Origin of the sequence: Oceanobacillus alkalisoli (genome assembly GCF_022213125.1) — a bacterium.
Lineage (GTDB): Bacteria > Bacillota > Bacilli > Bacillales > Amphibacillaceae > Oceanobacillus > Oceanobacillus alkalisoli.
In genome coordinates this window covers 516539-531146 of sequence record NZ_JAKNRA010000001.1, presented here as the reverse complement: position 1 = coordinate 531146, position 14608 = coordinate 516539, and the positions used below count along the sequence as shown (strand labels likewise).

The 14608-nt window shown below is 40.1% G+C and carries 13 protein-coding genes; 8 read left to right on the top strand and 5 right to left on the bottom strand.

The window, feature by feature from the left end; all coding sequences use genetic code 11:
* Nucleotides 1–259: 259 nt before the first annotated feature.
* The 5 genes from L3V42_RS02395 to L3V42_RS02375 all read left to right on the top strand — a co-directional run bounded on the left by L3V42_RS02395 (nt 260) and on the right by L3V42_RS02375 (nt 3410).
* A complete protein-coding gene (locus L3V42_RS02395; RefSeq protein ID WP_238471180.1) occupies nt 260–586 on the top strand; it encodes a gamma-glutamyl-gamma-aminobutyrate hydrolase family protein in 327 nt (108 codons plus the stop codon).
* A gap of 184 nt (nt 587–770) precedes the next feature.
* On the top strand, nt 771–1754 hold the full coding sequence (locus L3V42_RS02390; protein WP_238471179.1) for a LacI family DNA-binding transcriptional regulator: 984 nt from the start codon (nt 771–773) through the stop codon (nt 1752–1754).
* Between the two features lies 1 nt (nt 1755).
* Nucleotides 1756–2634: a ribokinase gene (gene rbsK, locus L3V42_RS02385; RefSeq protein WP_235761966.1), complete on the top strand. Its 879-nt coding sequence runs from the start codon at nt 1756–1758 to the stop codon at nt 2632–2634.
* 2 nt (nt 2635–2636) lie between these two features.
* Complete coding sequence (gene rbsD, locus L3V42_RS02380) at nt 2637–3029, top strand: D-ribose pyranase (RefSeq protein ID WP_235761967.1); 393 nt, start codon at nt 2637–2639, stop codon at nt 3027–3029.
* Between the two features lie 18 nt (nt 3030–3047).
* Entirely contained in the window at nt 3048–3410 is a 363-nt protein-coding gene (locus tag L3V42_RS02375) for a substrate-binding domain-containing protein (protein ID WP_238471178.1), read from the top strand.
* A 231-nt stretch (nt 3411–3641) separates the two neighbouring features.
* On the opposite strand, the gene L3V42_RS02370 is transcribed toward L3V42_RS02375, so the two are convergent.
* Complete coding sequence (locus L3V42_RS02370; RefSeq protein WP_235761969.1) at nt 3642–4781, bottom strand: acyl-CoA dehydrogenase family protein; 1140 nt, start codon at nt 4779–4781, stop codon at nt 3642–3644.
* Nucleotides 4782–5347: 566 nt separating this feature from the next.
* Between L3V42_RS02370 and L3V42_RS02365 the strand changes: the two genes are divergently transcribed.
* A complete protein-coding gene (locus L3V42_RS02365; protein WP_238471177.1) occupies nt 5348–7417 on the top strand; it encodes a catalase in 2070 nt (689 codons plus the stop codon).
* A 350-nt stretch (nt 7418–7767) separates the two neighbouring features.
* Nucleotides 7768–9120, top strand: coding sequence for an alkaline phosphatase (locus tag L3V42_RS02360; protein ID WP_238471176.1), 1353 nt, complete (start codon nt 7768–7770; stop codon nt 9118–9120).
* Nucleotides 9121–9273: 153 nt separating this feature from the next.
* Here L3V42_RS02360 and L3V42_RS02355 read toward each other — a convergent pair whose 3' ends face one another.
* Nucleotides 9274–9561, bottom strand: coding sequence for a YxcD family protein (locus L3V42_RS02355; RefSeq protein ID WP_235761972.1), 288 nt, complete (start codon nt 9559–9561; stop codon nt 9274–9276).
* Nucleotides 9549–9998: a hypothetical protein gene (locus L3V42_RS02350; RefSeq protein ID WP_235761973.1), complete on the bottom strand. Its 450-nt coding sequence runs from the start codon at nt 9996–9998 to the stop codon at nt 9549–9551. Before L3V42_RS02350 ends, L3V42_RS02355 begins: the two co-directional genes overlap by 13 nt.
* 273 nt (nt 9999–10271) lie before the next feature.
* Here L3V42_RS02350 and L3V42_RS02345 point away from each other — a divergent pair, with 273 nt between their 5' ends.
* Nucleotides 10272–11459: a M14 family zinc carboxypeptidase gene (locus L3V42_RS02345; RefSeq protein ID WP_235761974.1), complete on the top strand. Its 1188-nt coding sequence runs from the start codon at nt 10272–10274 to the stop codon at nt 11457–11459.
* Between the two features lie 346 nt (nt 11460–11805).
* Here L3V42_RS02345 and L3V42_RS02340 read toward each other — a convergent pair whose 3' ends face one another.
* On the bottom strand, nt 11806–12822 hold the full coding sequence (locus L3V42_RS02340) for a sugar ABC transporter substrate-binding protein (protein ID WP_235761975.1): 1017 nt from the start codon (nt 12820–12822) through the stop codon (nt 11806–11808).
* A gap of 25 nt (nt 12823–12847) precedes the next feature.
* On the bottom strand, nt 12848–14554 hold the full coding sequence (locus L3V42_RS02335) for a methyl-accepting chemotaxis protein (protein ID WP_238471175.1): 1707 nt from the start codon (nt 14552–14554) through the stop codon (nt 12848–12850).
* Nucleotides 14555–14608: the final 54 nt, after the last annotated feature.

Genomic DNA, 14608 nt, shown 5'->3' with positions numbered 1-14608 from the left:
GGTTCGCTCCCAACTACATATGGTGATGGAAAAGCCTAGCCGACTTTGGTAATTATGAAATTCATTCTAGTGTTAATCCTAGTTCCTTTAGCCATTTGAATTCTAAAAACAATAGTCATTCGCTTTCAAAAAAGTCTCGATTTCATACTAGATCAGAATCGCAAATATAGGGAGCGATCATCAAATGAAAAAACCATTAATCGGTGTTCTACCTTTATATGACGACAAAAAAGAAAGCTATTGGATGCTTCCATGATATATGAAAGGGATTGAAGATTCCGGTGGGATTCCAGTCATGTTGCCATTAACCACGGACGAACCAGTCATTCACAGGTTAGCGGATAACAGTTCATTATTTCAAATCCTAGAAGCAGATACTTTTAAGTTAAACAGTTATCATCATCAAGGAATCAAAAAGTTATCGGAGGAGTTAGAACCTGTAGCCACAGCTGCTGATGGATTGATCGAAGCTGTTGTCATGCCTGGCAAAGCATTTATATTGGCGGTTCAATGGCACCCGGAATTCAGTTATAAACATGATGCCTATAATAGCAAATTATTTTCAGCCTTTATCGATGCATGTTAATTTACATTACGAGAAAGGAAGAAGGCTCTCCAATTCTATAAAAGATTATAAAGGGCGGCACAATAGCTATTTACATACTAATTTCCTAGCCGCCCATTTATCCTCCCCCATAAAACACTCGACAAAATAAAACATTGATGCTAAGATAAATGTGTAACCGGTTTCAGATAAAGGTGGAGATGCTATGGCAGTGACAATCCGAGATGTGGCGAAAGCGGCTGGAGTTTCAGCTGCGACCGTATCACGAGTGATAAATAATAGTGGATACGCGCATGAAGATACGAGAAAAGCCGTATTGGATGCGATTCAAAAATTAAATTATAAACCGAATGAAGTGGCTCGTTCCTTATATACACAAAGGTCAAAGTTAATCGGCTTAATCCTTCCCGATATTACGAACCCATTTTTCCCCGCGTTAGCTAGAGGAGTGGAAGATTGGCTTCGGGAAGAAGGCTACCGCTTGATTATTGGGAATAGTGATGAGCAGCTTGAACAGGAAATGGATTATCTCGATACATTTATCCAGCATAATGTGGTTGGTATTATTGCTTCCATTAATGAAGCGCATAGTGACATGCTCAAAGACTTGAAGATACCAGTTGTGATGCTTGACCGAACGATAGAAAGTTTGCCTGCTGTTTATGCTGATCAGTTAGAGGGTGGTAAGCTAGCTGCGCAGAAGATTTTAGAACTAGGAAGTAAGGAAGTGACTGTTATAAGAGGCCCTGTTGAAGTGAGACCGGTTTATCAGCGGTTTGTATCTTCTTTTCAGCTGTTAAAACAAGCAGGAATCAAGATCAATGTGTTGGACTCCGAGCTTACTTTTGAAGGAGCAAGTGAATCGGTGAAAACATTGTTCGATAAATATCCGAATACAGATGGAATTCTAGCATGTAATGATATCGTTGCGGTTGCAGTGATGAATGAGGCAGAGCGCAAGGGCCGAAGTGTTCCAGAAGATGTTCAAATTATCGGGTTTGATGATATTTCGATTAGTGAACTCGTCAATCCAGGATTATCAACGATTCGCCAGCCTGCTTATGAAATGGGTGCAAGAGCTGCAGAAATACTTATTAAAAAAGTAAATCAAGAAGTTTTAACTGATATTCACCATAAGTTACCTGTACAATTTATCGAAAGAGGATCAACAAGAAAGGTAGGAGATTAATATGGTTCATATTGTTGTTGTAGGAAGTACTTCAATGGATTTAGTTGTGACCGCTAACAAAAGACCAGGAGCAGGAGAAACGATACTTGGAGAATCGTTTTACACGGTACCGGGAGGGAAGGGGGCGAATCAAGCGGTAGCCGCAGCACGCCTTGGTGCTGAAGTATCTATGGTTGGATGCGTTGGCGGGGATGCTTTTGGTGAGAAGATTGTCCATAATTTAAAAGAAAATGGTGTTTCTGTAACGAATGTGGAACCCGTTCCACATTTAAGTTCCGGGACGGCTCATATTACGCTCGCAGAAGGCGATAATAGCATTATTTTTGTAAAAGGTGCCAATGATGAGGTTACTCCTGCGTATGTTGAAAAAGCGAGTTCTACTCTGATGGATGCGGATATCATTATGGTTCAGCAAGAAATTCCAGCTGAGACCGTGGAATATATTGCAGATTTTTGCAAGAAGCATCATAAAAAATGGTTATTGAATCCAGCGCCGGCACGTGAAGTAAGTGAGAAGACCATTGAATCTGCAACGTTTCTGACACCGAATGAACATGAGTTTGCCGTCATGTTTGGTGAGGAGTTGCGTTCCGAGGTCCTTGCCCGTTATCCAAATAAGCTCTTGATCACAGAAGGAGAAAATGGAGTCCGCTATTTCAATGGTATACGTGAAGAGGTGGTTCCTTCTTATGTTGTGGAGCCGGTAGATACTACAGGGGCGGGGGATACATTCAATGGGGCTTTTGCAGTTGCGATTGCAGAAGGGAAAGCGATCAATGAAGCAATACGTTTTGCGAACCTTGCAGCATCTATATCGATTACAAAGTTTGGAGCTCAAGGTGGAATGCCGATGCGTGAAGAAGTGGTAGGAAAATTATAAAGATGAAAAAACATGGAATATTGAATAGTCATATAGCAAAAGTGTTAGCAGATCTCGGTCATACCGATACGATTGTAATCGCCGATGCAGGCTTGCCTGTTCCTAATGGGGTATTAAAAATAGATGTCGCACTGACGCCTGGTACCCCTTCTTTTCAGGAAGTGGTAAAAGTAGTTGCGGCTGATATGGTAATTGAAAAGATGTACCTCGCGTCCGAAATGAAAGAAATAAATCCAGGACAATATGAATTTATGAAACAGTTTCAGGAGATAGATGCGGAATTTGTGGAACATGAACGGTTAAAACAAATGACAGCGAATGCAAAAGTAGTAATTCGAACGGGAGAAACGACGGCCTACTCGAATTGTATTTTTCAAGCAGGTGTCTTTTTCTAAAGAGAGAGGTGACGTTACATGCATATTTTGATGGAAAATATTCATAAAGCATTTGGTGCCAATAAGGTGCTCCGAGGAGTAGATTTTGAACTGAAACCTGGTGAAATTCATGCACTAATGGGTGAAAATGGTGCCCATAACGATGAGATGGCGCTAGGTGCTTTGGAAGCGATTAAAGCAGCTGGAAGAGATATCGTTATTATTGGCTTTGATGGAGTGGAAGATGCGATTGTTTCTGTTGAGGCTGGAGAATTGACTGCAACGGTTGCTCAGCAGCCGGATATGATGGGACAAGAAGCAATTGCTGCAACGGAAAGTGTACTCGCTGGCGAAGAATTGGAAGAAATCATTAAAGTTCCATTGGAGTTGAAGAAGAAGTAGAGAGAGGGAAGTATCCCAATGCTCATTCTCTCATCTATAAAAACTACCTAATTGAATGAATTTCATAATTACCAAAGTCGGCTATTCCATCACCATATGTAGTTGCGAACGAACCAACTACATATGGTGATGGTGAAGCATTAAATACGTATTATGAAATTCATTAAATTAGAGGATAACTCAATTATTAGGTAGTTTTTTATGTGGTTTTTACTTAATGCGATATCCCGCCTAAACCAAATTAGCCAAATTCATAATCGTCATATCATCCATAGGCGGATTATGAAGCCCTGCACGAACATCCCGGTAATAACGTTGTAATGGATTTTTCTCAGACAGACTCCGGGCACCGACAATCCGCATCGCTAGATCCACGACATGAAGTGCTTTATTGACAACCGATAATTTAACAGCACCAAGCTCTGGTCCCATTGTTTGCCGTATGCTTTCATCTGACTCATCCCATTTTCTAGCTACAGAGAAAAGGAAGTGTTTGGATTCTAATATCGCTAACTCCATTTCTCCCATCTTTTGTTTGACGTTTGGCAAGTCAGAGATGGTTCCGGTTATGCTGTTAGGTGAATAGTTTCTAGCAAAATGATTGGCATAATCCTGAGCAGCACGAGCGATACCGAGATAACAAGCTGGGATATGGAGCAGCCAACCTGTTGCCTTTCTTTTTCCCCCTGTGAGTTTTTCCACGAGATCATCTTTTTCTACATGTACATTTTCTAAGACAAGGTCATGACTTCCTGTCGCTCTCATTGCAATGGAATCCCAGGTTTCATCAATGCTTACCCCTGTATTTTCACGTTGAACTAAAAAGTTACCTATATCATCTGTTCCATCGATGGATGCACTCACTACAAAATAATCGAGGACGGGAGCGAGTGTTGTAAATGTTTTTCTACCATTAATAACCCAGCCTTGTTGCGTTTCTTTTGCATAGGTTTCCGGTTTGCCACCGCGTGTCGGACTGCCAGTAGCCGGTTCGGATGCTGCGTTGTTCAGCAAGGAACCAGTTGCAACCACGTCTTTTGCTACACTAGCAAACTTATTCTCATCCCAAATATTATTCTCACCAAGATGTTTCATAATTCCCATATGCCAGCCGATGGAAAGGGCAGTTGATCCATCTGCTTTACCGATAATCGCTTGCAGATAAAGCATTTCACTGAGAGAAATCCCGCTGCCTCCATATTTTTTAGGCAATGTAAGAGCTGGATAACCAATATTTTTTAACTCATCGAAGTTTTCATGAGGAAAAGTGCTGTCCCTATCATGCTGTGCAGCCCGATCTGTAAAAGGAGCAACTGTTTTCCTAAGTAAATCAGCGCGTTTTTCCATCGTCTGAAGTTCTGTGATTTTCATATGTATCCCTCCGTTAAATTGTGTTTCTTGCCATACGTTAAATTCTTATTGATTTAGTTGGTTTTACATGTTCATTATGTCATTGGAGGAAAGGAAATTCAATTAATAAAGCGGATGGGACAGCGACCTGTCTGCACAAGAACCAGTTCCTCGTCTTATGCTTGTATAACCAAAAGCAAAATTTCCTTGGAATTAGAAATTATGCTGTTATAGAGGTACCTGAAAATTATTGTGTTGGTTGAAGTAGATGAAGAGCAGGAAAGCAGTGTTTATGGAACATTCCTATCCCATGATACAGAAAATAAGGGGATGTATCCTGAACGTGTCGTGAATCGGAGCAGTCGTGCAGACCATCGTTAAGCAATTCTTAGAAACAGGGAAGTGCCAGGAGTGGTACTTCTCTGTTTTTTTTAGGTTCTTTCATGCCATACATTTCCTCATGTATAGGTAATCTTGATACAAAAATAACCGATCCAGTTTACTCCATATACTTGTTTAATAAGTAATCAGGTCGGGAAGAAGTCAAATGATTATAAAAATAGGTTTGCTAAAGGATGTGTACGACGATGGATAATAAAAAAGACGACAGATACCAACAAAAATCAACAGATGAAAAAGATGCACAGCTAAAGCAAGAACGGAAGATAAATACGGGTGAAGACCGAAAATTGACAGACGATAATGGTGTGAAAGTATCTAACTCTGAAACTTCTTTGAGGGCAGGCAGACGCGGTCCGTTGTTATATGATGATTTTCATTTTTATAGAAAACAAACCCATTTCAATCGGGAGCGCATTCCTGAAAAAGTGGTGCATGCTCGCGGATTTGGAGTGTACGGAGAATTTGAAACGTATAAGTCATTAAAACATCTGACGAAAGCTCACTTTTTGCAGGAAGCAGGACAGAAAACTCCTGTATTTACCCGTTTTTCAACGTTCCAAGGAAGCAAAGGTTCAAAGGATACAGCGGTAGATATCCGTGGCTTTGCGGTTAAGTTTTATACAGAAGAAGGAAATTATGACTCGTTATCCCTGCAATTCCCTGTATTTATTGTGTCGGACGCCATGAAATTTATGGATGTCGTCCATGCTGCGAAACCAAATCCTGCAACCGACGTTCCGCAAGCAACAACTGCACACGATAATTTCTGGGATTATGTTGCTAATAACCAGGAATCCGCCCATATGATCATGTGGTTGATGTCTATGCGCGGTCGTCCAAGAAGCTGGCGGATGATGGCGGGCTGGCCAATTAATACCTTCCGTTTTGTTAATGAACAAGGAAAATCAACCTTTGTCCGCTTTAAGTGGCAGCCGAAACTCGGTGTTCATTCGCTGCTCTTAGATGAAGCAAATCTGATCGGCGGGGTCGACCCAGACTTTCACCGGAACGATATGATTGAAGCGATCACAAAAGGGATTTATCCCGAATATGAGCTAGGTGTGCAGTTGATTGAGGAAGAAGACGAGTTCAACTATGACTTTGACATCTTAGATGATACAAAGTTTTGGCCAGAAGAAGTCGTACCAGTTCAAACTATTGGTAAAATGACGTTAAACCGACTCGTTGATAATTTCTTTGCAGAGGAAGAACAAGCTGCATTTGACCCTAGTAGCCTTGTGCCTGGTATTGATGTTACGAATGATCCGGTTCTCCAGGGCAGAACTTTTGCTTATCGGGATACCGAACTCTACCGCCAGAATACAGCAAACATTAACGATATACCTGTAAACAGACCGATCAATCAAAGAAATGACAACCTGAGAAACGGCTATCAGAAACATCCGATTGATGTAGGTTCTGTTCATTATCATAAAAATTCACTTGCAGAAAATACACCGAAAGAGGCGAGTGAAGAGGAAGGAGGCTATGCCAACTATCCTGAAAAAGTGGAAGGACAGAAAACAAGAGAAGTTCCAAGCGATTCCTTCGAAGATTACTTTTCACAGCCGAGAATGTTCTGGAACAGTTTAACGTCTGTCGAGAAGAAGGATTTGCTTGAGACGCTAACATTCCACTTGCAAAAGGTGAAATCGGAATCCGTCCGGGAGCAAAATGTGAACATGTGGGTGAATGTAGATAAGGAATTGGCGACAAAACTTGCGGATAACCTTGGTGTCGCGCATCCGACAGGAACCCATGTTTCTGTAACAGACCGTTCCGAAGCGATCAGCCTAGCAAATTCACCGCAGTCTGCCTCTACGAAAAAACTTGCTGTACTGATTGGTGATAAATTTAATGAGGAAGAAGTGGAACGGACATTAAGCTATCTCAAGCAGCAAGGTGTGTTTGTCCATGTTATCAGTGATCAGCTTGGCGAAGTAAAAGGATCAAATGGATCGGTGCTTCAGGTAACCGACACATTCCTGACCACCCATCCAACTCTCTTTGACAGTCTGTATGTTGTCGGTGGAACAAGCAATGAACAGCAGAAGTTCGATGATCAAATTATAGAGTTTGTAAATAATCAGTATAAATACTTTAAGCCGATTGGAGTAGCTACTACGGGAGAGAAATATGTAGCAGCTTCGAGTCAAGATTCTGTACCCGGTGTTGTATTTGCTGAAGAGAGCAATAACTTTGCGGAAGGTTTCGCTGATGCGGTTGCACAGGCGCGTTTCTGGGAGAGGAAATAAGCGGTTAAGAAAATATTAAATTTAGGAAGTTGCTCTGGTACGCAGTCCTGCCATCTTGCAGGAACAAACGTAGACAGAGCAACTTTTTTAAAATGAGAAGGTCGGGGATAATCAGTCCGTAAATCCCTGATTCTGTTCAACTAATATTCAGTGTGGGAGGTAAGGACCCCCCACTGAACAAGTAATTTCCTGAAACCACCCCCATCGTCCCCCAGCCTAAGAACCGCAAAATCCACAACTAGTAATTTCCTACTAAAAAAATTTATACTCTTTTTACTAGTCTGTAACCGGAAATCAATATCCGTTTGTTAACCTCAAGTTGCAGTCAAAATTCGAGAGGAGAGGTTCATATGTTCGACAAGATTGGTAAGAAATTTGGAGTGGTTGCACTTAGTGCTGGGCTAGTACTTTCAGGATTAAGTATAGGGGCGGTAGATGCTGCCAAGCCGGATTATGCTAGCAATAATGGAAAAGGCAATAATAAAAAGGTAGAAAATGTTATCTATATGATTCCGGATGGTTTCAGTTCTAACTATGCAAGTAACTATCGCGTTTATAAAGGCGAAGATGCTGTATGGGACGAGCATTTAAAAGGAATGTTTACTACATATTCTGCTGATTCGGATATTACCGATTCTGCTGCAGCTGGAACAGCAATGGCTACAGGTGAAAAGACGAATAATGGTGTCGTTGGCCTCGATACAGAAGGGAACGAGCTTCAAACAATCTTAGAAGCTTCCCAAGAAAATGGAAAAGCATCTGGTCTTGTCGCAACTTCGACAATTACCCACGCAACACCAGCTTCCTTCGCCTCCCATGTTGAAAGCCGAAATAACGAAACCGAAATTGCTAGACAATTGCTTGCAAATGAAGTGGATGTGTTACTTGGTGGCGGAAAGAATAATTTCCTGCCAGACTCTCAAGGCGGGAACCAAGAAATTGACTTAATCGAGCAAGCGGAAGAACAAGGCTATGAATTTGTTGAAACGCGCAGTGAGTTACTGGCAAATAAAGATCTCGCTCTCCAAAAGGGAGAAAAGCTTTTAGGATTATTTGCAGATGATGCACTTGCACCGGAATTGCACCGTGCTGAAACAGACGAACCAAGTCTTGCTGAGATGACGGATGCTGCAATTGATATTCTGGAGGAAAACAACAAAGGATTTTTCCTTGTCGTTGAAGGCAGTCAAATCGACTGGGCAGGTCATGCAAATGATGCAGGTTATGCAATGACAGACGTTGCTGCATTTGAAGAGGCAGTAAAAGAAGCAATGGAATTCGCCAAGGAAGATGGAAAAGCACTCGTCGTTGTTGCTGGAGATCATGATACTGGCGGAATGACAACCGGTTCAAAAGATTCAATGGATTTAAATGCCAGCATGTTAAAAGATGTAACAGCTACAGGTGATTTTATGGCAGCAGCGTTAAACGCCAATCGTTCGAATGTGAGTGAAGTAGTAGAATTGTATACTGGATTTGAATTAACAAGCGAAGAAATTCAAACGATTCAACAAGCGAACAACGCATCACTTGCGATTAATACGGTAATAAGTGACCGGTCAAATATTGGCTGGACAAGCACGAATCATACAGGTGCAGATATTCCTGTCTATGCTTATGGACCACAAGCAGAGAAGTTTGCAGGTTTCTTGGATAATACGGATCTGCCTAAAATAATGGCTAAGGCGATGAAGTTGAAGTAAATGTAATAAAAAGTAAATATACTCGTTCCATTCCCCTCATGCATCGCTGTTTTATAAAAAATCTTTGTATAAAAAACAAGTTCACCCTACGCGTAGAGGTGAACTTGTGTAAATGACTAGTTAGAATACAGGCTGGGTTCTTGTATTTTCAAGTTACCCAATGTATGCAACAATACCTTCCACATCATCTAATTCCAATCGAATCCCGGCAAAAGGGTCCTCGTTAAGAAATTCATCTAACCATAAGCGCAGGGCTTCGATAATAGTTGACATGACGAGTACTTGTTTTCTGTTATTCCAAAACGATTCTGCAGTAAAGCCGGTATCATCGTCAAACAATAATTCTACCTCGACTTCTTCTGGCTTTATTTGCTTTTTTCGAGAAACATAGACACAAATTGCATTTATAATATCTTGTTCAGGAATCACTAGTTTCTCCATACATTAGCTTCCTTTTTCTTTTTGAAAAACTGATAGATTTTCATTGCGATTGAAATCAAGAATACGATTGCCAGTCCATTGATTATCAAGCCGAGAAGCGACCCTAAAATCCCCATGTTGCCAAGTAAACCACCAAATAATAATCCAGCAAGTCCTCCCAGCATGAGGCCTTTCATTAGACCGCCTGACATCATGCCGCCTTTATTGTTCGTATTTTGTTTTGTCGCAGATTTATTGACGGTAGAATCTTTTTTATTATTTTGGAAGAATGAATTGTTGTTGTTGGAATTAATACTACCATTACTTGGGTTAAATGACTTCTTCCCAGATTTATAACGTTTTGCCTCAACGGTTGTTCCAGCATCCTGGAAAACAAAATCTCCAATTGGTGAAAATACAAGTGCGATTGCACATAATGCTACTATCATCTTTTTCATATATCTTATCCTCTCTCATGCTGTCTTTTTTATGGTGTTTTTTTATTATAATATAAATTCACTTGTTTTGGGTGTTTAGTGTAACTTATTATTTATTATCTAGTTCTTATTATTAGATTCATTTATCCTGTACTTATAATAAAGTAAGGGAAGAGGTCACGATTAGCAGAAAACAATGAAGTACCATTGAATCATTTTCAGATTAAATAGAAGGAATTGCTAATACGGATAAAGAATAGCTCTAATATAAAATAAAATGATGGAGGCGTTTGCATGAAGCGAATTGGTAAATTTGCGATGCTAAGTGGAGCGATCCTATTAGGAGCAGGAATAGCAAGTCCTTTGGTTGATTCGCCAGTTATTTCCCAAGCATCCGAAGTAAAAAAACCGCCTGTTGCTGGATTCATAAGTCATGACGAGCTAACAAGAGAATTGAATCAAATCGAGCGAACGAGCAATGGGAAAGTTCAAGTAGAGGTGGCTGGCTATTCCAATCAAGACCGTGAGATCTATAAGACTACGGTGGGTACAGGGGAAAAAGTAGTGTTCATACAAAGTGAGATTCATGGAAATGAAAAGGTAGGTACAGTAGCGCTATTAAACATGATAAAAAAAATTGGTAAAAATAACTCCCCGGAAATGAGACAACTTAGAGAAGAACTAACTATTGTCGCTATGCCAATGATGAATCCGGATGCATCAGAAGCTAATCGCAGAGGGAATGAGATGAGGTGGGAAGAGGTAGTAGACGAATTTCCTGCATTGGAAAATGCAAGCCCGACCTGGAATTATTACACCTACATCAATCAATATTGGGATTATGCTTCCAACCCTGGATTTGATGTAAATAGAGATTTTAACCCTGATCTGGATTATGTGCCTCAACCAGAGGATTTCCCTGGCAGTTCTTCCCAAGCTGGTTGGTATATCACCCCGGAATCTCAGTCCGTTCGTGATGTCTATAAGGATTTACAGGAACAGTTTGGCACAGTTGATGTCTTTATCGACTTGCACCATCAGGGAGAATATGTAATCGAGGGTTCAGGCGAGCCAGTTACCTTATCGCTTTCTGGTGTATTTGTTCCTAATCCTGATACGGCAGAAGGTGAAAAATATAGTGAATATGCCGACCGATATAACGAAGAGTTTTCAAAGCAATTAAACGTTGCTGCATATGACGCATTGCAACAAATGGGTAATTCACCATTTGGAAACGTATCACTTTATCAACAGAATCTAGATTTACCAGGAACTGCACTCGGTTCATTTTCGTTAAATGGTAGTGGAACTGTATTATTTGAAGTTACTGGCCAGACACAAAGTTTTGGTCAGAAGAAGATGGGGCAGTTGACGAAGGCGGTTGAAACTGGACTGTATGGTATTCTAAATAGCTTGGCGACAGATGAAGTCTATGAATTAAATCCCGAAGATTATGATGACATTCCTTTAACAGGACGCTAAGTGTGAACGTTTTAAAATAACATAAAGTGAAAGTGTTATAAAAAATCTTGATACCCATTCGTTTCTTTAATAATATAGTTGAAGCTGGAAAGGTACTGCACCCCCGAAGGTAGAGCTTAAAATCTAACTTTGGGGGTGCATTTGTATCATAAATCCCGAATTTCGGAGAATGGGAACGTAAAGCACCCATTCGTAATCTTATATGGAAGATTCAGATTAAATACGAGCAGGCCACCAATCTACCAATAAAAAAACTTGCCATATCCAATTTATAGTGAAGTAGTGTTCCTCAAAGTTAATGCGTCATTCACTTAAAAGGTTATGGCAAGCTGTCTTCTTTTTTATATTAATTGATCGTATCTTTCGTGAGTATTCTAGGCTCGAGTAAGATCGTTGGGATATCTTCGAGTCCATTATTTATCGTTGCATCTGTCTGAATATCTTCTCCATTGGCTACCTTCATCGCCATTTCAGCGGCATGCGCTGCAATAACTTCGGTTGGTTTTTCAACAGTCATTGTTTGTGTTCCGGCCTTTATCCGCTCCAGTGCATCATTTTCAGCATCCTGGCCCGACACTGGAATTTCTCCAGCTAATTGTGCTGCTTCCAATGCTCTAATAGCCCCACCTGCAGTTCCATCATTTGCTGCTATAATAGCATCGACCTGATCCCTATTTAGAATCTCTTTTACGTTTTGTTCCGCTATAGCGGGCTCCCAGTCATCGGTATACTGGTCAAAAATGATATTGATATCACCAGAATCAACCAGTGGTTGTAGGATATTCATGGCTCCATCTCTTAAAAGAACAGCGTTATTATCCGATTCAGCCCCGCCTATATACACATAATTACCTGTAGGGGCATGTTTTAATATTTCTGTTGCTTGGAATTCTCCTACTTGCGTGTTGTCAAAAGAAATATAGTAATCAACTGCGGCATTTCTTATTAAACGGTCATAAGATATAATCTTGATTCCTGCTTCATGTGCCAACTCAACAATTGGAGCAGCAGCTTCTCCGTCGAAAGGTACAACGACAAGCACATCGACACCTTCTGCAATCAATAGTTCCGCTTGTTTAATTTGCACTTCTGTGTGACCATTTGCAGCAAGTGTTTTCACATTTCCGCCTAATTCAGTTATTTCATTTTCAAAAGCTTCTTTATCTCCATACCAGCGTTCGTCGCGAAGTGTATCAAGAATAAAACCGACATACACTTTTTCCTCGTCATCAACAAGTTTTATTTTTTCATTTTCTGGTAGTTCCTTCGATGAAGTACGATCAGAACATCCAACCATAACTAGACAGAGAAATAGGATGAAACCAATTAATATGAATCCTTTATGTTTGGCAAATAAATTCACTTCTTTTGCTCCTTTTTTAAAAATACTAAAGTTTAAATCTTTGAATCAATCGATTCATTCTCTCAACCATACTGGCCAAGTCTTGTGCACTTGAAGAAATATTATCAACTGATGCAGCTTGTTCATGTACCGAAGCTGATATTTCTTCTGAACCTGCAGCAGACTCCTCAGAAATCGCAGCAATCTGTTCTACAGACTCGTTGATTGTACTGCTGGAATCTTCAATCGTTTGAAAAATAGTTGACATGGTTCTTATTTTATCTGTCATCTCTTCTACATTAGCGTTTATCGCAGAAAAGCTTTTCCCGGTTAATTGTATTTGCTCAGCACCTTTATCTACTTCCGTGTATCCAAGGTTTAGTTCCTCGGATATTTGTGCTGTCTCTTCTATAATTGAAAACACGATATCACTGATTTTGGTTACAGATTGAGCAACTCCTTCAGATAAATTTCTGACTTCTGTTGCTACAACAGTAAATCCTCGACCTGCTTCCCCAGCTCTTGCCGCTTCAATGGAAGCATTCAATGCTAGCAAGTTTGTTTGATCCGCAATAGACTGTATAACATCTACTAGTTCTGTAATGGACCGCGTTTTGTGCTCAAGGCTTGTAATTCTTTCTAATGACTCTTTCATTACGTCATGGATAACGGCCATCTGTTGAACAGTTTCCTTCATGAGTCTATCCCCGTTCGTTGACGCTTCAAGAACCTCATTGGAGAATGTATTTAATTCGTTGCTTTGCTCACCGGCACGTATGACTTCCAAGCTGAATTGCTGCGTGCTCTCAGAAATCTCAACAGAATTATCTGCTTGGCTGGTAGAACCTTTAGCCATTTCTTCAATTGTAGCAGCAACTTGTTCACTACCTACCTTTACCTCAACAGAAGATTCTAGTAATGCTGTACTTTGTTGATCAACTTCTCTAGAAAGTTCCTGAATTTCTGAAATCATGTCACGTAAGCTGCTTCCCATATGGTTCATTGCATTTGATAATTGTGCAATCTCATCTTGACCTTTAACCTTCAATGGTTCAATATTCAAGTTTCCACTTGCAATCTCCCCACTGTGTTGAACAATATTACGCAAACCTTCACTTATATTTCGGCTGATAAAGAATAAAAGTATGATCGAAATAACGATCGAAATTGAAGCAGATAAAATCAAGATAAATGTAACTTGTTTCAAATCGTTTTGCGCAGTATGTAGTGATTTCTCACTCTCTTCGGTTGCAGTGTCCATGAGCTGTTGTCCTAGTTCTGCCGTTTCGTTTTTCAGTGTGCTTGCAACCTGTTGTAGTTCTGCAAATTCATCTGTATTGATTTGCTGTACATTAGGGACAATCATACTAAAAAAGTATTGATCTAATTCATGATTATTTGCAATCATTTGATCAAAGCTTGCTAACTGTTCTTTATTTAAAAGGGGTTTGATATTTTTCGCGACATCTACAAATTCTATACTTTTATCCATATACTGTGAAAGCATCTCATCATCAGATAACAATATGTATTCTGGGATAAATAAATATTTCTCTTGATAAATTGTAACAAGTTCTCCTGCATAGCTCGAAAGCTCATTCTTAATGGTCGTATCTTCCATTCGATGATCGGTTGTCTGTAAAAACAAAAACGTGATAAAGATAGATACAACAAATGCTAGTGCCATAAAAGCAAATACAACTGTATATTTACCACCTATCTTAATATTCTGCCAAGCAAATTTTCTTAACAATAGAATCCTCCACCTAACCCTGTAGATATTAGTAACTATTACTTTATATCGGCT

What these genes read in the sequence shown, in the direction of transcription:
- L3V42_RS02355 (WP_235761972.1), bottom strand. Translation starts at nt 9,561, where the DNA reads ATGGAGAAACTAGTGATTCCTGAACAAGATATTATAAATGCAATTTGT.
- L3V42_RS02395 (WP_238471180.1), top strand. Translation starts at nt 260, where the DNA reads ATGAAAGGGATTGAAGATTCCGGTGGGATTCCAGTCATGTTGCCATTA.
- rbsD (WP_235761967.1), top strand. Translation starts at nt 2,637, where the DNA reads ATGAAAAAACATGGAATATTGAATAGTCATATAGCAAAAGTGTTAGCA.
- L3V42_RS02350 (WP_235761973.1), bottom strand. Translation starts at nt 9,998, where the DNA reads ATGAAAAAGATGATAGTAGCATTATGTGCAATCGCACTTGTATTTTCA.
- L3V42_RS02390 (WP_238471179.1), top strand. Translation starts at nt 771, where the DNA reads ATGGCAGTGACAATCCGAGATGTGGCGAAAGCGGCTGGAGTTTCAGCT.
- L3V42_RS02365 (WP_238471177.1), top strand. Translation starts at nt 5,348, where the DNA reads ATGGATAATAAAAAAGACGACAGATACCAACAAAAATCAACAGATGAA.
- L3V42_RS02360 (WP_238471176.1), top strand. Translation starts at nt 7,768, where the DNA reads ATGTTCGACAAGATTGGTAAGAAATTTGGAGTGGTTGCACTTAGTGCT.
- L3V42_RS02345 (WP_235761974.1), top strand. Translation starts at nt 10,272, where the DNA reads ATGAAGCGAATTGGTAAATTTGCGATGCTAAGTGGAGCGATCCTATTA.
- L3V42_RS02370 (WP_235761969.1), bottom strand. Translation starts at nt 4,781, where the DNA reads ATGAAAATCACAGAACTTCAGACGATGGAAAAACGCGCTGATTTACTT.
- rbsK (WP_235761966.1), top strand. Translation starts at nt 1,756, where the DNA reads ATGGTTCATATTGTTGTTGTAGGAAGTACTTCAATGGATTTAGTTGTG.
- L3V42_RS02375 (WP_238471178.1), top strand. Translation starts at nt 3,048, where the DNA reads ATGCATATTTTGATGGAAAATATTCATAAAGCATTTGGTGCCAATAAG.